The 17,118-nt window shown below is 64.9% G+C and carries 19 protein-coding genes; 18 read left to right on the plus strand and 1 reads right to left on the minus strand.

Annotation, left to right across the window (positions count from 1 at the left end; all coding sequences use genetic code 11):
* Positions 1-63 precede the first annotated feature (63 nt).
* From RA24_RS18190 to RA24_RS18200, 3 genes are all read left to right on the plus strand, one after another.
* Positions 64-1,299, plus strand: a complete 1,236-nt coding sequence (locus RA24_RS18190; RefSeq protein WP_019298106.1) for an MFS transporter — start codon at positions 64-66, stop codon at positions 1,297-1,299.
* A gap of 136 nt (positions 1,300-1,435) precedes the next feature.
* Positions 1,436-2,308, plus strand: a complete 873-nt coding sequence (locus RA24_RS18195) for a 50S ribosomal protein L11 methyltransferase (protein ID WP_019298105.1) — start codon at positions 1,436-1,438, stop codon at positions 2,306-2,308.
* A gap of 166 nt (positions 2,309-2,474) precedes the next feature.
* Positions 2,475-2,756 (plus strand): hypothetical protein, encoded by a 282-nt coding sequence (locus tag RA24_RS18200; protein WP_241480976.1) that lies wholly within the window; start codon positions 2,475-2,477, stop codon positions 2,754-2,756.
* Positions 2,757-2,934: 178 nt separating this feature from the next.
* On the opposite strand, the gene RA24_RS18205 is transcribed toward RA24_RS18200, so the two are convergent.
* Positions 2,935-3,153 (minus strand): DUF1127 domain-containing protein, encoded by a 219-nt coding sequence (locus RA24_RS18205; RefSeq protein WP_039193379.1) that lies wholly within the window; start codon positions 3,151-3,153, stop codon positions 2,935-2,937.
* Positions 3,154-3,491: 338 nt separating this feature from the next.
* On the opposite strand from RA24_RS18205, the gene ruvC reads away from it, so the two are divergent.
* The 15 genes from ruvC (at position 3,492) to RA24_RS18280 (ending at position 16,913) form a co-directional block, all read left to right on the plus strand.
* Positions 3,492-3,989 carry a crossover junction endodeoxyribonuclease RuvC gene (gene ruvC / locus RA24_RS18210; RefSeq protein WP_039150947.1) on the plus strand — a complete coding sequence of 166 codons (498 nt, stop codon included), beginning with the start codon at positions 3,492-3,494 and terminating at the stop codon, positions 3,987-3,989.
* Positions 3,986-4,675, plus strand: coding sequence for a Holliday junction branch migration protein RuvA (ruvA, locus tag RA24_RS18215; RefSeq protein ID WP_019298100.1), 690 nt, complete (start codon positions 3,986-3,988; stop codon positions 4,673-4,675). Before ruvC ends, ruvA begins: the two co-directional genes overlap by 4 nt.
* 149 nt (positions 4,676-4,824) lie before the next feature.
* Positions 4,825-5,844, plus strand: a complete 1,020-nt coding sequence (ruvB, locus tag RA24_RS18220; protein WP_019298099.1) for a Holliday junction branch migration DNA helicase RuvB — start codon at positions 4,825-4,827, stop codon at positions 5,842-5,844.
* Positions 5,845-6,079: 235 nt separating this feature from the next.
* A complete protein-coding gene (locus tag RA24_RS18225) occupies positions 6,080-6,745 on the plus strand; it encodes a hypothetical protein (protein WP_039193381.1) in 666 nt (221 codons plus the stop codon).
* Positions 6,745-7,287, plus strand: coding sequence for an RNA 2',3'-cyclic phosphodiesterase (thpR, locus tag RA24_RS18230; RefSeq protein WP_052254309.1), 543 nt, complete (start codon positions 6,745-6,747; stop codon positions 7,285-7,287). The genes RA24_RS18225 and thpR overlap by 1 nt, the downstream gene beginning before the upstream one ends.
* Positions 7,288-7,349: 62 nt before the next feature.
* A complete protein-coding gene (gene ybgC, locus RA24_RS18235; RefSeq protein WP_019298096.1) occupies positions 7,350-7,733 on the plus strand; it encodes a tol-pal system-associated acyl-CoA thioesterase in 384 nt (127 codons plus the stop codon).
* 106 nt (positions 7,734-7,839) lie between these two features.
* Complete coding sequence (gene tolQ, locus RA24_RS18240; RefSeq protein WP_019298095.1) at positions 7,840-8,535, plus strand: protein TolQ; 696 nt, start codon at positions 7,840-7,842, stop codon at positions 8,533-8,535.
* A gap of 4 nt (positions 8,536-8,539) precedes the next feature.
* Positions 8,540-9,031, plus strand: a complete 492-nt coding sequence (gene tolR / locus RA24_RS18245; RefSeq protein WP_039150780.1) for a protein TolR — start codon at positions 8,540-8,542, stop codon at positions 9,029-9,031.
* 15 nt (positions 9,032-9,046) lie between these two features.
* Entirely contained in the window at positions 9,047-10,174 is a 1,128-nt protein-coding gene (locus RA24_RS18250) for a hypothetical protein (RefSeq protein WP_039193383.1), read from the plus strand.
* Positions 10,171-11,496 carry a Tol-Pal system beta propeller repeat protein TolB gene (gene tolB / locus RA24_RS18255; RefSeq protein ID WP_019298092.1) on the plus strand — a complete coding sequence of 442 codons (1,326 nt, stop codon included), beginning with the start codon at positions 10,171-10,173 and terminating at the stop codon, positions 11,494-11,496. The genes RA24_RS18250 and tolB overlap by 4 nt, the downstream gene beginning before the upstream one ends.
* Before the next feature lie 91 nt (positions 11,497-11,587).
* Complete coding sequence (gene pal / locus RA24_RS18260; RefSeq protein ID WP_019298091.1) at positions 11,588-12,094, plus strand: peptidoglycan-associated lipoprotein Pal; 507 nt, start codon at positions 11,588-11,590, stop codon at positions 12,092-12,094.
* Between the two features lie 4 nt (positions 12,095-12,098).
* Positions 12,099-12,932 carry a tol-pal system protein YbgF gene (ybgF, locus tag RA24_RS18265; protein WP_019298090.1) on the plus strand — a complete coding sequence of 278 codons (834 nt, stop codon included), beginning with the start codon at positions 12,099-12,101 and terminating at the stop codon, positions 12,930-12,932.
* On the plus strand, positions 12,929-14,182 hold the full coding sequence (gene tilS / locus RA24_RS18270; RefSeq protein ID WP_082008979.1) for a tRNA lysidine(34) synthetase TilS: 1,254 nt from the start codon (positions 12,929-12,931) through the stop codon (positions 14,180-14,182). The genes ybgF and tilS overlap by 4 nt, the downstream gene beginning before the upstream one ends.
* A 78-nt stretch (positions 14,183-14,260) precedes the next feature.
* The gene (gene ftsH / locus RA24_RS18275; protein WP_019298088.1) at positions 14,261-16,174 is read left to right on the plus strand and encodes an ATP-dependent zinc metalloprotease FtsH; all 1,914 of its coding nucleotides are present in this window, start codon (positions 14,261-14,263) and stop codon (positions 16,172-16,174) included.
* Positions 16,175-16,337: 163 nt separating this feature from the next.
* Positions 16,338-16,913 (plus strand): MOSC domain-containing protein, encoded by a 576-nt coding sequence (locus RA24_RS18280; protein WP_039193386.1) that lies wholly within the window; start codon positions 16,338-16,340, stop codon positions 16,911-16,913.
* Positions 16,914-17,118: the final 205 nt, after the last annotated feature.

Consider the following 17,118-nt stretch of genomic DNA (forward strand, 5'->3'; position numbering starts at 1 on the left):
GCTTAATGTGCAGGCGGGTTTTCCCCCTCGCCAGACCGGCGGAACAGGCGTAAACCCTTGCTCATGTTCAAACCGATGCCCCTTTCTGAGGCCCAGGGCCTCCCGTTCTGGCGCCGCCCGGTGACGCTTTTGTTCCTGATGGCGCTGGCGATGCCGATTGCCTTCAACACCTGGAGCGCGCTGCTCAACAACTTCGTGATCGAAGCGGCCAATTTCGACGGCGCCGACATTGGCCTGCTGCACACGGTCCGGGAAATCCCGGGCTTTCTGGCCGTTGGCGTGATCGCGGTGATCCTGTTCGTGCGCGAGCAGGTGCTGGGGCTGATCTCGCTGGTGATGCTGGGCGTGGCCACCGCAGTCACCGCCTGGTTCCCCTCGCTCGGCGGCCTGCTGATGGTGACGCTTCTCAGCTCCATCGGCTTTCACTACTACGAGACGGTGAACCAGTCGCTGCAGCTGCAGTGGCTGCCCAAGGACCGCGCGCCGCAGACGCTGGGCTGGCTGGTCGCTGCCGGGTCGGCGGCAACGCTGGTGGTCTACGGGCTGATCGTGCTGACCTGGGAGAGCCTGGGCCTCAGCTACAACACCGTGTTCCTGGCCGCAGGCGGGCTGACCGCTGCCATCGCGCTATTTGCGCTCTTTGCCTATCCGCAGTTCGACGCGCCGCACCCGCAGACCAAGAAGCTGATCCTGCGCAAGCGCTACTGGCTCTACTACGCGCTGCAGTTCATGGCGGGCGCCCGGCGGCAGATCTTTGTGGTCTTTGCAGGCTTCATGATGGTCGAGAAGTTCGGCTTTGAGGTGCATGAGCTGACCGGGCTTTACCTGATCAACCTGGTGATCAACATGACCGTTGCGCCGGTTCTGGGTAAGGCCGTGGCCGCCTTTGGCGAGCGCCGCACGCTGATTTTCGAATACGCAGGGCTCGCCATCGTCTTTGCGGCTTATGGCGGCATTTACTGGTTCGGCTGGGGTGTGGTGATTGCGGCTGTGCTCTATGTGGTGGACCATGTGCTGTTTGCCCTGGCGCTGGCGCTCAAGACCTACTTCCAGAAAATCGCCGACCCGGGCGATATCGCCCCCACGGCCGCCGTGGCCTTCACCATCAACCACATCGCCGCGGTGTTCCTGCCGGTGCTGCTTGGCCTCCTCTGGGTCTATGAGCCGGGCCTGGTCTTTGCCCTGGCGGCCGCCATGGCGCTGGTGTCGCTGTCCCTGTCGCTGCTGATCCCGCGCCATCCGGAACCCGGCAACGAGACCATCTTCAGCAAATACGCGCGGCCTGCGCCGGCGGAGTGACTCTTCCGCCCCGCCAAGGGGCGGAGCGCCCGCGCATGAGCTAAGCGCGGGCGCTGCCTGGCCTCAGGCCAGGCGGATGCTTGACGCGGGGCGCGTGGAAGCCTAGGCGCATGGCAACAGTTTCAGGAGCAACGCCATGCCCACATTCACCGCCCTCACCACGCTCACTGCAAAAGCCCAGGCCGAAGCGCTGGGCGAAGCCATGGAGCGGCTCATCCCGGAACCTACCGGCATCGGCGTCTTTGAGATGGAGGACGGCTCCGGCCTGTGGGAGGTTGGCGGCTATTTCACCGAAGCCCCCGACGAGGCAGGCCTGGCGCTGCTGGCTGCGATGCATGAGGCCAAACCCTTTGTGGTCTCAGAGGTGCCGGAAACCGACTGGGTCGCCCATGTGCGCCGCGAACTGGCGCCGGTCGAGGCCGGCCGCTTCTTCGTTTACGGCTCCCATGACGCGGACAAGCTGCCCGCAGACAAGATCCCGCTGCTGATCGAGGCGGCAATGGCGTTCGGCACCGGCCACCACGGCACCACGCTGGGCTGCCTCAAGGCGCTGGACCATCTTCTGGACGAGGGCTTCCGCGGCGAAAAGGTGGCTGACATCGGCTGCGGCACCGCGGTGCTGGCAATGGCCGCAGCGCGCGTTTGGGATGGCACCATCCTGGCCAGCGACATCGACGAGGTCGCGGTCGAGGTGGCTGAGGCCAATCTCAAGGCCAACGGTATGGAAGGCCAAGTCACCTGCCTAGAGGCAGCGGGTTTCGACAACCCGGAATTGCAGGCGCAGGCGCCCTATGACCTGATCTTCGCCAATATCCTGAAAGGCCCGCTGGTGGCCCTGGCGCCGGATCTGACGGCGAATCTGCGTCCCGGCGGCTATGCGATTCTCTCCGGAATCCTGAACGAGCAGGCCGATGACGTGGTCAGCGTTTATGCACAGAACGGCGCCAATCTGGCGCGCCGGGACGAAATTGGTGAATGGACAACGTTACTTCTCCGTAAAGCGGGCTGATTGAACTAAGTTTACGGCAAATTTGAGGGGCTTGCCCCACTTTTGCCGCATTTTTAGCCAATGATGGGCCATCCGCTGGTGGGGGCCAGTTCGGAGACTAGTGATGGGCGAACATCGTGATACGTTCCAATCGCGTTTGAAGCATATCAACCGCAAACATACGGCCATGTCCGAAGGCTTTTCCGCGAAGATGCGGCCGGATGGGCTCTTGGTGATTCAGCCGCGCCGGGTGCAGTCCCGGATCTCGGCCCGCACCGTGGTGATCTTTGCCGGGGCCTTCCTGCTGTTCAAGGGCTTCCTGATGGCAGCGCTTGGTTTTGGCAGCTATGACGAAAGGGTCAGGACCCTTGCCGAAGGCAGTGCGCTTGAGCGCGCGGGGGCCTTTATCATGCAGGCTGATCCTGCTTCCGTTTACATCGCTCAGAAGATCGGGCCAGTGCTGCGCTGACCCGGATCAAACTGCAGGAAAGAGTGTGAAAGGCCGCTGCTCACGGGGCAGGCGGCCTTTTCCTTTGCCGGCGGCTGGCTGCACGGCCGCGCCAATAAAAAACGCCGCGGCCATTGCAGGTCCGCGGCGTTTCCCTAATCGCCCCGAGGGAGGAGGCAGGGCGGAAATCAGGGATGTCTCAGATGACGGTTTTGCCGGTGGCGACGCCATCGATGTCGCCGCGGCACATGCCGATGTCGGCCAGCTCGCGGTCGGACAGGCCGTTCAGCGCGTTGCGGGTCACGCGGGCGTCGTTCCAGGCGGCGAAGGCGCCGGTTGCAGCGGCGAACAGATCGCCGAAACGGCCAAACAGGCCGGTGGAACCATAGGTGGTGCGGGTGGTATCAAATGCGGCCATATCCGTGTCCTCTGATTAGCTGTTAGCATCCGTCGCGTCATTGCGATGGCGGGCATCTAGTGGCGAAAAATCAGCGCAGCAAGGCCTGAAATTGCATGTGTCATATGCACTAACTGCATAGCTGTTTGCCTTGTAAATAAGGGGTTTACGGCCAGGCTCCGAATGGGCCCGAAAATGTCGTTCCCGCCAGTATGAAGGGTCGTTTCCAGGCCGCAGCTGCAGGATTCCCGGAAACAATCAGCTATGAAAGCAATTGGACATGTTCGCCTTTTGTGCTAGTGCTGGGTCAAAATAATTTCCGGCCAGCGGGCCGGCTCGCGGGCAAGGGCAGGCAGATCATGCGGATTTTGGGAATTGATCCGGGGTTGCGGAACCTTGGATGGGGTGTAATCGAATCGCGCGGCAGCCGTCTCAGCCATGTTGCTAATGGTGTTTGCACTTCTGACGGCGACGATCTGGGCGAGCGTCTGTTGTCGTTGCACAACCAGGTTTCCGAGATCATCGAGGAATTCGCCCCGGACCAGGCAGCGATCGAGCAGACTTTCGTGAACAAGGACGGCGCCGGCACGCTGAAGCTGGGCCAGGCGCGGGGGGTGGCCCTGCTGACCTTGGCCAAGGCGGGTCTGCCGGTGGGCGAGTACGCCCCGAACCGGGTCAAGAAAACGGTGGTGGGTGTGGGTCACGCCGAGAAGGAGCAGGTAATGCATATGGTCAAGCTGCAGTTGCCGGGGTGCCTTCCCAAGAACGCTGATGCCGCAGATGCGCTGGCGATTGCGATCTGCCACGCCTACTACGGCGGCACGCAGCAGCGCCAGCTAAGGGAGAAACGCGCATGATCGGCAAGCTGACAGGGCGGCTCGACTACCGGGCGCAGGATCACGTGCTGATCGACGTGCGCGGCGTTGGTTACATCGTCTACTGCTCCGACCGCACCATGGCGGCTTTGCCGGGTGTGGGCGAAGCCATCGCGCTCTACACTGACATGGTGGTGCGCGAGGACCTGATGCAGCTTTACGGCTTCACCTCGCTGGTGGAGAAGGAATGGCACCGGCTGCTGACCTCGGTGCAAGGTGTCGGCGCCAAGGTGTCGCTGGCCATTCTCGGCGCGCTTGGGCCGGACGGGGTGAGCCGCGCGATTGCGTTGGGGGACTGGGCCACAGTAAAGGCCGCCAAGGGCGTCGGCCCCAAGACCGCGCAGCGCATCGTGCTGGATCTCAAGGACAAGGCGCCCGGCGTGATGGCGATGGGTGGCACCGTGGTGGACGCGATGGACGGCCCAGGGCTGGAGGTGGTCGAGGATGCCGATCCCGCACCCGCCGCCAAGCCGGCCCGCAAGGCGCCGCCCAAGAAACCCAGCGGTGCGGCGGCTGCTTCCGCCGGGGCGTTGTCGGCCTTGGGCAATCTGGGCTACGGCCCCTCGGATGCCGCGGCTGCGGTGGCGGAGGCGGCTGCGACCTATCCGGATGCGGATGAGCCGGAACTGATCCGCGCCGCGCTGCGCCTGCTGGCGCCGAAAGGGTGATGTAAGTTGTTGCGGATATCGGATGCCCGACCCGGCCTGCAGGCCGGGCAGCGCCCGTCCCGCCCCCCTCGGGGCGGGCGCTTCGCTTCCTGCCCCGCCGGGACGGGCGCTGCCCTTTCCGGGTTCCCTCTAATTGCGGAAACACTGACATGATTGACGCCGACCCCGCCTTGCGCCCCGAGCCGTTGCCGGAAGACAACGACCGCGCCCTGCGCCCGCAGGGCCTGGGTGAGTTCATCGGCCAGGCCGAGGCCCGCGCCAACCTGCGCGTCTTCATCGAGAGCGCCCGCCGCCGCGGCGAGGCGATGGATCACACGCTGTTCCACGGCCCCCCGGGCCTTGGCAAAACTACGCTCGCTCAGATCGTCGCGCGCGAGCTGGGCGTGAACTTCCGCATGACCTCCGGCCCGGTGCTGGCCAAGGCAGGCGACCTGGCAGCGATCCTCACCAACCTCGAAGCCCGCGACGTCTTGTTCATCGACGAGATCCACCGGCTGAACCCGGCGGTGGAGGAGGTGCTCTACCCGGCGATGGAGGATTTCGAACTGGATCTGGTGATCGGCGAAGGCCCGGCAGCGCGGACCGTGCGGATCGAGCTGCAGCCCTTTACCCTGGTCGGCGCCACCACCCGGATGGGCCTCTTGACCACACCGCTGCGCGACCGTTTCGGCATCCCGACCCGGCTGCAGTTCTACACCATCGACGAGCTGTTTGAGATCGTCAGCCGCAACGCCCGCAAGCTGGGTGCCCCGGCCGATGATGCCGGCGCCCGCGAAATCGCGCGGCGCGCCCGCGGCACCCCCAGGATCGCCGGGCGGCTCCTGCGCCGCGTGGTGGACTTCGCGGTTGTGGAGGGCGACGGCACCATCACCCGGGAGCTGGCCGACGGTGCCCTGACGCGGCTGGGGGTGGACCAGCTGGGGCTGGACGGCGCCGACCGCCGTTATCTGAAGCTGATCGCGGAAAACTACGGCGGCGGACCGGTGGGGATTGAGACAATCTCGGCAGCCCTCAGCGAAAGCCGCGACGCGCTGGAGGAGGTGATCGAGCCCTACCTCTTGCAGCAGGGATTGATCCAGCGCACCCCGCGCGGGCGGATGCTGGCGCAAAAGGCCTGGACCCACCTCGGCATGCCACCGCCGCGCAGCCAGAACGACCTGTTCGGGTAAAACCGGGGTCTGCCACTATAAGTTGTGTCAGTCTTTCTGTCCAAATGTTTCGCGCGCGAAACATTCGGGCAATATTGCTGACCTATCTGAATGCACTGCGCCGCGCCTGCGGCGCCGGGCCCAAGGCTGCTGCCGGCGGCCTGGCGCAGCCAGGAGGCCGGCCAGGCGCGGGAGCCTTCCCCTTGCTGTCCCGGCATACAGACGGCATAGACGGGGCAGGACCAAGGAGACGCAAATGACCGCCCAGCTGCCAGACCTGACGCCGGAGCAGATCGAAACCCTGTTCACCCGCAATGACGGCGCCTACGCCTTTGCCCGTTGGGGCCGGCCGGTGGCGCCGATTGTGTTCGGGGTGCAGGACGAGACCCTGAAGACCGTCAAGGGCGCGCTGGAAGCAGTGATGACGCTGGCAGGCCACCAGATGGCCGAAACCGACCCGGAGCTGGGCTCCAACCTGATGTTCTTCTTTTTCCGCGAGTGGGAGGAACTGCTGGAGGTGCCGGACCTTGACCGGCTGATCCCGGGGCTGCAGACGCTGGTCGCACGGCTGAGAGACGGTGATGCCAGCCAGTACCGCGCCTTTCGCTTTGACGATCAGGGCGGCATCAAGGCGGCGTTTGTTTTCCTGCGGATGCAGGGTGCGATGGCGCAGATGCCGGCCGAGACGCTGGCGCTCACCCAGGCGGTGCAGGTGGCGCTGATGTGGGGCGATGCGGCCTTCGCCGAGGCCTCGCCGCTGGCGGTTCTGCCGGAGACCGGCGCCACCATCCTGCGGCCCGAAATCGCGGGAGTAATCGCGGCCGCTTACGACCGGATGATGCCGGTTGCGGCGGAGGATAAATCCCATGCTCTGCGGTTGTTTGCGCGGCTTCAGGCGCCGGCGGAACCGCCGCAGAGCTGATGCGCGCCTTTGTCGGCCTGCCGCTGCCGGACTCAGCCCTGGATGCGCTGGAACGCGTGCAGGAGCGGCTGACCGTGGGACGCCAAGTCCCCGCAGAGAACATGCACCTGACGCTGGCCTTCCTCGATGACCAGCCGGAGGCCGCGCTGCAGGCCCTGCATCAGCTTCTGGCAGAGATCAGCGTGCCGCCCCTGCAGCTGACCTTCAACGGTCTGGACACCTTTGGCGGCAAGCTTCCGCGGGTGCTGGCGGCAGAGGTGCGGAAAACGCCGGAGCTGACCCGCCTGCGCGACCACGTCCGCAGCGCCTGCCGCACTGCCGGGATCGAGCTGTCCCGCGAACGCTTCCGCCCCCATGTGACGCTGGCGCGTTTTCCCCGGCACATGGAGGCGGGGCAGGTGCAGAAGGTTGCCCGTTTTCTGGCCGCGGCATCGGAGTTCCGGCTGCAGTGCGAAGCGGAGAGCTTTGCGCTGTTCCAATCGACGCTGGCGCCAGAGGGCGCGCGGTATGACAACTTGGCGGAGTATCCGCTAGAGGGATGAGCCGGCTTGCAGCGGTTTGGCGCCGCCCATAGGGTGCGCGGGCAAACGCAGGAGAGCAGGCAATGAACCACCAATTTCCCGTCCGGGTCTACTATGAGGACACCGACATGGGCGGGATTGTCTATCACGCCAACTACCTGCGCTTCATCGAGCGCGCCCGCAGTGACTGGGTGCGCGGCATCGGGGTCGATCAGAACGCCATGCGCGAGGCCGGGCTGATCTATGTGGTGCGCCGGATCGAGGCGGATTACCTGGCGCCTGCCAAGTTCGACGAGGAGTTGCTGGTCATCACCTCAATGCACAACGTGACCCCTGCCCGGATGGTCCTGAATCAGGAGGTCGCACGGGACGGCCAGGTGCTGTTCCGCGCCCAGGTCACCATTGTTTGCATAACCACAGGCGGCAAACCGGCCCGGCTTCCGGCAGAGATTCGCGCATTGCGGTAACATTTGGCGCCCGGCCGCCTGTTTTATTGGCCTTTGCCATTGAACTGCGCTAGCGTCTTGCCAAATAAGGCCGGATAAACGGCTGGGAAAACCGTAGAGCAGGCGAATGGAAGCAGAAACTCTGGCGCTGGCGCAGGAGATTGATTTCTCCATGTGGGGCCTTTTCGCGCGGGCCACCGTAACCGTGAAACTGGTGATGCTGATGCTGATCGTGGCCTCGGTCTGGTCCTGGGGCATCATCATTCAGAAAACGATAAACTACCGCAAAGCGCGCGGGGAGGCAGACGCCTTTGACCGCGCCTTCTGGTCCGGCAATCCGCTGGATGAGCTGTTTGACCAAGTGGGCGCAGAGCCGCCCGGCCAGGCGGCGCGGATCTTCTCGGCCGGGATGACCGAATGGCGGCGCAGCCACCGCAGCGACGGCGGGCTGATCCCCGGCGCGCAGGCGCGCATTGACCGGTCGATGGATGTGGCGATCGCCAAGGAAACCGAAGGGCTGCAGGGCGGTTTGTCGGTGCTGGCAACTGTTGGCTCCACTGCGCCGTTCATTGGCCTCTTCGGCACCGTCTGGGGCATCATGACCGCCTTCATCGAGATCGCAGAACAGCAAAACACCAACCTCGCCGTTGTGGCGCCGGGCATTGCCGAGGCGCTGATGGCGACCGGGCTGGGCCTGCTGGCGGCGATCCCCGCTGTGGTTTTCTACAACAAGCTGAGCGCGGACAGCGACCGCATCATTGGCGGCTACGAGGCCTTTGCCGATGAGTTCGCCACCATCCTCAGCCGCCAGCTGGATTCCTGAGGCGATGGGCGCCGCAGTCCAGCAGCCTTCAGGCGGCAGCAACCGCCGCCGGGGCCGCCGCCGCGGACGCGGCCGGCCGATGTCCGAAATCAACGTGACGCCTTTTGTGGACGTCATGCTGGTGCTTCTGATCATCTTCATGGTGGCAGCCCCCCTGATGACCGTGGGCGTGCCGGTGGAACTGCCCAAGACCGCCGCGGGCGCATTGCCCGGCGACGAGGAAGAGCCGCTGACCGTCACCATGACCGCCGAGGGCGGCGTGGAAATCCAGACCACGCCGGTCGCGCGCGAGGAGCTGGTGGCCAAACTGCGCGCGATTGCGGCAGAGCGCTCCTCGGACCGGGTGTTCCTGCGCGCCGACGGGCGGATCGCCTATTCGGACGTGATGCAGGTGATGGGCGCGCTGAATGCGGGCGGTTTTTCCAACGTGGGGCTGGTCACCGATACCGGCGGTCCGGCGCTGGACGGGCAGCGGGCTGAAAGCACAGGGCAGTAGGCGGGGACGCGGACGGTGCAGACCGGAACCAAGATCTCACTTGCCGGGCACGGGGTGCTGATGACATGGGTTGTCTTTGGCGCCTGGTTCCCGTCCGAACCCTTGCCGTCCAACGTGCAGCAGGTGGCGCTGATTTCATCCGAGCAATTCGAGAAGCTGAGCCAGCAGCGTGAGGCGCCGCAGGTGTCGCCGGAGCCTGCTCCGCTGAACGAGCCCGCCGCGGTGCAGCCCGCGCCGGAACCGGCACCGCAGCCGGATGCGGAACCGGAAATCACCCAGCCGGAACCGATTGCCCCGGCAGAGCCGGATCCGCAGGTAACAGAGCTGCCGGAACAGCCGCCTGAACCGGAAGTGCCGATCGAGCTGCCCTCTGTCGCGGAAGAGCCGGATGTGGCCTCCCTGGTGCCGCAGGTCCGGCCCGAAACGGCGCCGCGCCCGGTGGACCGGGTGGCGCCGGAACCGGTTGCACCGCCGGAACCGGACACCAGGATCGACGATATCGTCCAGCCCGAGGTGGCGCCGGAAGAAGGCGCCGAGACTGAGCAGGACGTGCAGGACGCCACTGCGCGCGAGGCCGCCAGCGACCGCATTGTGACCGAAGAGAACGAGGGTGAGGATGTGGCAGCCTCCGCCGCGCCCGCGGTCTCCAAGCGGCCCAAGACCCGGCCCGCCCGGCCCCAGCCGGACCCGGAACCGCAGGTGACAGAAGCGGCGCAGCCGGCAGAAACGGAGCAGACGGATACTGCCGATGCAGTGGCGGATGCGCTGGCCGAGGCGCTGGCGGGCGGCGCCGATGTGGAGGCGCCGGAACCCTCCGGCCCGCCTCTGACGCTGGGCGAGAAAGACGCGCTGAGGGTCGAGGTGTCGCGCTGCTGGAACGTTGGCTCGCTCTCGACCGATGCGCTGAAGACCACCGTGGTGGTTGGTGTGTCGCTGTCCCAGGACGGCAAGCCGGACACCGGCTCGATCCGGATGCTGTCCAGCACCGGCGGGTCTTCGGCAGCGGCAAAGCAGGCCTATGAGGCGGCCCGGCGGGCGATTATCCGCTGCGGGTCCTCAGGCTTTCAGCTTCCCCCTGAAAAATACGCGCAATGGCGCGATATTGAGATGACATTCAATCCTGAAAGGATGCGGATCAAATGAGGAAAATACTGGCAGCCCTTCTGATCGGAGCCGCAGCCGCGGCAGGCGCGGGCGCGGCCATGGCTCAGGACGGCCCGCTTCGCATCGAGATCGACCAGGGCGTGATCGAACCCTTGCCTTATGCGGTGCCGGATTTCGTGCCGGAAACACCGGCAGCCTCGGAATATGCGGCGCAGATCGCGCGGGTTATCGCAGCGGACCTGAGCGGCACCGGCCTGTTCCGGGAAGTGCCGGCCAGCGCCCATATCTCCAAGGTGACGGGCTTCGACAATCCGGTGAAATACGCCGACTGGAAAGCCGTAAATGCGCAGGCGCTGATCACCGGCGCAGTCAGCGTCAACGGCAATCAGCTGACGGTCAGGTTCCGCGGCCATGATGTGTTCGCCGAGAAAGAGCTGGGCACCGGCCTGCAGTTCAATGGCACCACCGACGGCTGGCGGCGGATGGCGCATAAGGTGGCGGATGCGATCTACAGCCGGATCACCGGCGAGAGCGGTTATTTCGACAGCCGGGTGGTCTATGTCTCTGAAAGCGGCCCCAAGAACGACCGCCGCAAGCGGCTGGCGGTGATGGATTACGACGGTGCCAATGTGCAGTACCTGACCAACAGCGCCTCGATCGTGCTGGCGCCGCGGTTCTCGCCCACCGGCGACCGGGTGCTTTACACCAGCTATGAAAGCGGCTTCCCGCAGATCCATGTGCTGGACGTGGGCCAGGTGCAGCGCAAGGTGCTGTCCAGCGGAGACGGCACCATGAGCTTTGCGCCGCGGTTTGCGCCCGACGGGCGCACCATCGTCTATTCGCAGACCCAGGGCGGCAATACCGACCTGTTCTCGATGGATATCCAAACCGGGGCCAAGTCGCGGCTGACCTCGGCCCCGTCGATCGAGACCGCGCCGTCGTTTTCACCGGATGGCAGCCAGATCGTGTTCGAAAGCGACCGCTCCGGCAGCCAGCAGCTCTATGTCATGCCGGCAGGCGGCGGCGAGGCGCGGCGGATCAGCTTTGGCCAAGGCCGCTATGGCACGCCCGTCTGGTCGCCGCGCGGCGACATGATTGCCTTTACCAAGCAGAACAAGGGCCGTTTCCACATCGGCGTGATGCGCACCGACGGCAGCGAGGAACGGCTGCTGACAGCGTCCTTCCTGGACGAGGGGCCGACCTGGGCGCCCAATGGCCGGGTGATCATGTTTACCCGCGAAAGCCAGGGCAGTGCTGGGCGGGCGCTGCTGTATTCTGTGGACATCACCGGGCGCAACCTTAAACCTGTGAAGACACCGGACGGGGCCTCTGACCCGGCCTGGTCGCCATTGCAGAATTAATTGAATCTATAAGGCGGGGATACCCGCATGGAACCTGAACCGGGCATATGTTAATTTCCGGTCAAGAAACGCAAAGGGATAGGCAGACAACATGAGCGGTTTGAAATTGGCAATTGCGGCTGTTGCCGTCCTGGGCCTTGCGGCCTGCAGCAACAACCGGTGGGATGATACGGCAAACGGCGGCGGAGCCGGCGCAGGGGCGGGTGCCGGGGCAGGGGCCTTGGATCCGGCAAGCCCGGCTTATTTCCAGCAGTCCATCGGCGACCGGGTTCTGTTTCTTGTGGACCAGTCGACGCTGACGCCTGAGGCACAAGGCATCCTTCAGGGCCAGGCGCGCTGGCTGACCCAGAACGCCGATTATGTTGTCACCATCGAGGGCCACGCCGATGAGCAGGGCACCCGCGAGTACAACCTGGCCCTGGGCGCCCGCCGCGCCAATGCCGCGCGGGAATACCTGATTTCGCAAGGGGTTGCAGGCCACCGCCTGAAGGTCGTCAGCTACGGCAAGGAACGCCCGCTGGAGATCTGCTCAAACGAGGCCTGCTATTCCAAGAACCGCCGCGCGGTCACCGTGCTGGCCGGCGGGCTGACGGGGTAACGCGATGAAACGCCTGCGCACAGTTCTTCTGGCCTCCGTTCTGGCCCTGCCGCTGCCGCTGGCGGCGCAGGACAGCCAAACGCTGGCGGACATCCGCCAGGAGCTGACCGTTCTGCATGTCGAAATCCAGCGGCTGAAGCGCGAGATGTCGACGACAGGCGCCCCCTCGGCGAATGTGTCAGGCGACACGGTTCTGGACCGGGTTGCCGCGATCGAGAGCGAACTGCAGCGGCTGACGCTGCAGACCGAGCAGCTGGGCCACCGGGTCGACCGGATCGTCACTGATGGCACCAACCGGATCGGCGACCTGGAGTTCCGCCTGGTTGAGCTGGAGGGCGGCGATGTCGGCGCGCTGAAGGAAACCACCACGCTGGGCGGCGGGGAATTGCCTGCCGCCGGCGGCTCGGGTGCGGTGGCCGGCACGGCCGGCACCGAACCGGCGGCCGGAGAGCTGGCCATTGGCGAGCAGGCGGACTTTGATGCCGCCGAAAAGCTTCTGGCGGACGGCGCGTATCAGGACGCGGCAGAGAAATTCGCGGCCTTCAACCAGTCCTATCCAGGCAGCCCGCTGGCACCCGCTGCCGAATTCAGCCGCGGCAAGGCGCTGGACGGTCTGGGTGACACCCGCGAAGCAGCGCGGGCCTATCTGGCGGCGTTTACCGGAAACTCCGCCGGGCCTGTGGCCCCCAAGGCGCTGTTCGAACTGGGCGCGGCCCTGGGCCGCTTGGGCCAGACCGACCAGGCCTGTGTCACGCTGTCTGAAGTCGGAGTGCGGTTCCCCGGCGCTGCGCAGCAGGCTGAGGCCGCGGCAGAAATGGCCAAACTGGGCTGTTCTTGACCGGGCTGCGGCGCGATATCCTGGGACTGCTGCGCGGCCAGTTCCAGTCCAGGCTGACTGGCAAGCTGGGCATTGCCGTCTCTGGCGGCAGTGATTCCATGGCGCTGCTGCATCTGATGAAAGAAGCCTTCCAAGGTGAGCCGGTTGAGCTCCTTGCCGCGACTGTGGACCACGGTTTGCGGGAGGAATCAGCGGCTGAAGCCGCCTGGGTTGGCGAAGTTGCTTCTGAACTTGGGATCACGCACGAGGTGATCCGGTGGGAGGATGGTCCCGGCAAGGGCAACCTGCAGAAACAGGCGCGCGAAGCGCGCTATGATCTGCTGTGTGCCTGGGCTAGGCGCCATGGCATCTCTACCCTCTGCGTGGCGCATACAGCGGACGATCAGGCCGAAACCCTGCTGATGCGCATGGCCCGGGCCTCTGGCGTGTCGGGGCTTTCCGGCATGCCGCCGCGCCGCGTGCACAAGGGCGTTACCCTGGTGCGGCCGCTGCTGGAAGTGACCCGCAGCGAACTGCGCCAGTTCCTGCAGGAGCGCGGCATCGAATGGTGCGAGGATCCCAGCAACAGCGACATCCGCTATGAACGGGTGCGGGCACGCCGCGCCCTGGCGGAACTGGCACCGCTGGGCCTGACGCCGACGGTGCTGTCCCGGGTTGCCGAAAACATGAACAAGGCGCGCGAAGCGCTGGATTGGTACGTCTTCCTGGCCGCCCGCGACATGGCCCATGTGCAGGCCGGGGCGGTGGTTCTTTGCCAGCGGAAGTTCCGCACTCTCCCCGGCGAAACCGGCTACCGCCTGCTGGTCAAGGCCATCCAATGGGTGTCAGGCTCCTCCTATCCGCCGCGCCGGGTGCCGATGGAAATCGCCGTTCTGGCGGCGCGCGGCGGCGGCGCGGCTACAGTTGCCGGCTGCCACCTTCTGACAACCTCCAAACAGATTTGGATCTGCCGCGAAGCCAATGCGGTTGCAGGCGTGACCTCGCTTCCCGGCCAGATCTGGGATGACAGATGGAAGGTTTTCGGAGGCGATGCAAAGGGTTGCGAAGTGCGGCCCCTGGGGCGCGACGGGCTGTTCAGCTGTCCGTCCTGGCGCGCAACCGGGGTTCCGGGAACCGTTCTGGAGGCCTCGCCTGCCGTGTGGCGCGGTGCCGAACTGGCGGCTGCACCGGTGGCCGGAATGGGCAATGGCTGGACGGCCGAACCGGTGGCAAATGAAGAAGAGTTCTTTGCATCCCTTTTATCGCATTGAACCTGCTCGAATGATCCTTATTTTAAGCTCAACGCAGGCGGCCTGACAGGTGCGCCTTACTGATAGGGAGAACTTTCCTTGGGCAACGCTCGCAATATCGCCTTTTGGGTTGTTCTGTTTCTGCTGATTCTGGCGCTGTTCAATTTGTTCAGCGGTTCCGGCAGCACGATGCAGAGCCGTGAACGCACTTTCTCGGACTTCGTGAGTTCGGTGGAGACCGGTAAGGTCAGCACTGTCACGCTGGATGGGGAACAGGTGCGCTACACGACCTCGGACGGGCAAAACTATGTGACCATCAAACCGGCCGATGCCGAAGTCACCGCTCTTCTGATCGAGAAGAACATCCCGGTGCGCGCTGAAAAGCAGCAGCAGTCGGGTTTCCAGTCCTTCCTGATCACGCTGCTGCCGTTCCTGCTGCTGATCGGCGTCTGGATCTACTTCATGAACCGGATGCAGGGCGGCGGCAAAGGCGGCGCCATGGGATTCGGCAAGTCCAAGGCCAAGATGCTGACCGAGAAGCACGGCCGCGTCACCTTTGACGACGTGGCGGGCATCGACGAGGCCAAGGAAGAACTGGAAGAGATCGTCGAATTCCTGCGCAACCCGCAAAAATTCTCGCGCCTCGGCGGCAAGATCCCCAAGGGCGCGCTGCTGGTCGGCCCTCCGGGCACCGGTAAAACCCTGCTGGCCCGCGCCATTGCGGGCGAGGCGGGCGTGCCGTTCTTCACCATCTCCGGTTCCGACTTCGTCGAGATGTTTGTTGGCGTCGGCGCCTCCCGTGTCCGCGACATGTTCGAACAGGCCAAGAAAAACGCGCCTTGCATCGTCTTCATTGACGAGATCGACGCGGTGGGCCGCCACCGCGGCGCCGGCTATGGCGGCGGCAATGACGAGCGCGAGCAGACCTTGAACCAGCTCTTGGTGGAGATGGACGGTTTTGAGGCCAACGAAGGCGTCATCATCCTGGCCGCCACCAACCGCAAGGATGTGCTGGACCCGGCGCTGCTGCGCCCCGGCCGCTTTGACCGCAACGTGACCGTCGGCAACCCCGACATTAAGGGCCGGGAAAAGATCCTTGGCGTGCATGCCCGCAAGACTCCGCTCGGGCCCGATGTGGACCTGCGCATCATCGCCCGCGGCACGCCTGGGTTCTCCGGTGCCGATTTGGCCAACCTCGTGAACGAGGCGGCGCTGATGGCCGCCCGTGTCGGCCGCCGCTTTGTCACTATGGAGGATTTCGAATCCGCCAAGGACAAGGTGATGATGGGGGCCGAGCGCCGTTCGATGGTGCTAACCCAGGACCAGAAGGAAAAGACCGCCTATCACGAGGCCGGCCATGCCGTTGTCGGTCTGGCCCTGCCGCTGTGCGATCCAGTCTACAAGGCAACGATCATCCCGCGCGGCGGCGCTCTGGGGATGGTGGTGTCGCTGCCCGAAATGGACCGGCTGAACTACCACCGCGATGAGTGCCAGCAGAAACTGGCAATGACCATGGCGGGCAAGGCAGCCGAAGTCATCAAGTATGGCGAGGACCATGTCTCCAACGGTCCGGCCGGCGACATCCAGCAGGCCAGCCAGCTGGCCCGTGCCATGGTGCTGCGCTGGGGCATGTCGGACAAGGTCGGCAACATCGACTATGCCGAGGCCCATGAAGGCTACTCCGGCAACACTGCGGGTTTCTCGGTTTCGGCGAACACCAAGGAGCTGATCGAGGAAGAGGTCAAACGCTTCATCCAGCAGGGCTATGAGCAGGCGCTGGAGATCCTCAAGGACAAGAACGAGGAATGGGAGCGTCTGGCGCAGGGCCTTCTGGAATACGAAACCCTGACCGGCGACGAGATCAAGCGGGTGATGAACGGCGAGCCGCCGCAGGCCGGCGACGATGAGGACGACAGCGAGGATCAGGGCAACGCCTCGGTCACCGCGATCCCCAAGGCGAAGCCCAAAAAGACCCCGCCAGAGGGCGGCATGGAGCCTGAGCCCTCCGCCTGATGACCCAAGGCTTTGACCCCCGGATGCCGCTGGCCTCCGGGGGTTTTTCATTTCCGGCGCTGAACTGCGGGACCACAAAAAACCATCGCGGCACCACTGGTGCCGGTCCGCGCCGCCTGTATGCTCACTGCAACGTCAAAGACTTATGCGAGGGAGAGCGGGCATGCCGGTGCTGCGGAAAACGGAATTCACAGGACAGATTACCTGGCTGGGCCATGTGCCCGCGGACAGCGGCCTGCAGGCGGTGCCCGCAGATCATCTGGACCTCGGCTTTGGCGGCATTGCCGGCGGGCGCCACGAGGGCGGGAACCGCCCCTCCTGCGTGCGGGTCAGGAACCTGTACCCGGAAGGCACCGAAATCCGCAACGTGCGCCAGCTGACCATCCTGTCGGAAGAGGAACTGGCCCTAATCGCGGCGGACATGGGGATGGACAGCGTTAACCCTGCGCATCTGGGCGCAACCATCGTGCTGCGCGGCATCCCGGACTTCACCTTCGTGCCGCCGTCCTCGCGTCTGCAGGGACCGGACGGGGTAACGCTGACGGTGGACATGGAAAACCGTCCCTGCGTGCTGCCGGGCCGCGAGATTGAGAAAGACCACACAGGCTTTGGCGCGCGCTTCAAGCCCGCCGCACAGAATCGCCGGGGAATCACCGCCTGGGTCGAACGTCCCGGCTCCCTGCATCTGGGCAGCGAACTTGTGCTCTTTGTACCGGATCAGCGCGCCTGGGCGCCCTAGGTGGCTAGTTTTGGGGAATTCCGTTTCCTTTAAGGAACCTTGGCAGGGCCTGCGAAAGACCCCACGCCGCATCAAGGCGTGATAATGTCGGAAATCACGCGCGTATTGTGCCGCATTTTGGCTAAGTCTACCGCCAAACCGGCATTCCCGTGCCGGCGATTGTATGCAAACTCAGCAGGAACCTTGCCATGAGCTACAAGAGTGA

The organism is Leisingera sp. ANG-M6 (assembly GCF_000813905.1).
Classification (GTDB): domain Bacteria; phylum Pseudomonadota; class Alphaproteobacteria; order Rhodobacterales; family Rhodobacteraceae; genus Leisingera.

Coding starts and splice junctions, on each gene's coding strand:
- ruvC (WP_039150947.1), top strand. CDS start 3,492: ATGCGGATTTTGGGAATTGATCCGGGGTTGCGGAACCTTGGATGGGGT.
- RA24_RS18205 (WP_039193379.1), bottom strand. CDS start 3,153: ATGGCCGCATTTGATACCACCCGCACCACCTATGGTTCCACCGGCCTG.
- ybgC (WP_019298096.1), top strand. CDS start 7,350: ATGAACCACCAATTTCCCGTCCGGGTCTACTATGAGGACACCGACATG.
- tolB (WP_019298092.1), top strand. CDS start 10,171: ATGAGGAAAATACTGGCAGCCCTTCTGATCGGAGCCGCAGCCGCGGCA.
- RA24_RS18195 (WP_019298105.1), top strand. CDS start 1,436: ATGCCCACATTCACCGCCCTCACCACGCTCACTGCAAAAGCCCAGGCC.
- ruvA (WP_019298100.1), top strand. CDS start 3,986: ATGATCGGCAAGCTGACAGGGCGGCTCGACTACCGGGCGCAGGATCAC.
- pal (WP_019298091.1), top strand. CDS start 11,588: ATGAGCGGTTTGAAATTGGCAATTGCGGCTGTTGCCGTCCTGGGCCTT.
- thpR (WP_052254309.1), top strand. CDS start 6,745: ATGCGCGCCTTTGTCGGCCTGCCGCTGCCGGACTCAGCCCTGGATGCG.
- ybgF (WP_019298090.1), top strand. CDS start 12,099: ATGAAACGCCTGCGCACAGTTCTTCTGGCCTCCGTTCTGGCCCTGCCG.
- RA24_RS18200 (WP_241480976.1), top strand. CDS start 2,475: ATGTCCGAAGGCTTTTCCGCGAAGATGCGGCCGGATGGGCTCTTGGTG.
- RA24_RS18280 (WP_039193386.1), top strand. CDS start 16,338: ATGCCGGTGCTGCGGAAAACGGAATTCACAGGACAGATTACCTGGCTG.
- ruvB (WP_019298099.1), top strand. CDS start 4,825: ATGATTGACGCCGACCCCGCCTTGCGCCCCGAGCCGTTGCCGGAAGAC.
- tolR (WP_039150780.1), top strand. CDS start 8,540: ATGGGCGCCGCAGTCCAGCAGCCTTCAGGCGGCAGCAACCGCCGCCGG.
- RA24_RS18225 (WP_039193381.1), top strand. CDS start 6,080: ATGACCGCCCAGCTGCCAGACCTGACGCCGGAGCAGATCGAAACCCTG.
- RA24_RS18190 (WP_019298106.1), top strand. CDS start 64: ATGTTCAAACCGATGCCCCTTTCTGAGGCCCAGGGCCTCCCGTTCTGG.
- tolQ (WP_019298095.1), top strand. CDS start 7,840: ATGGAAGCAGAAACTCTGGCGCTGGCGCAGGAGATTGATTTCTCCATG.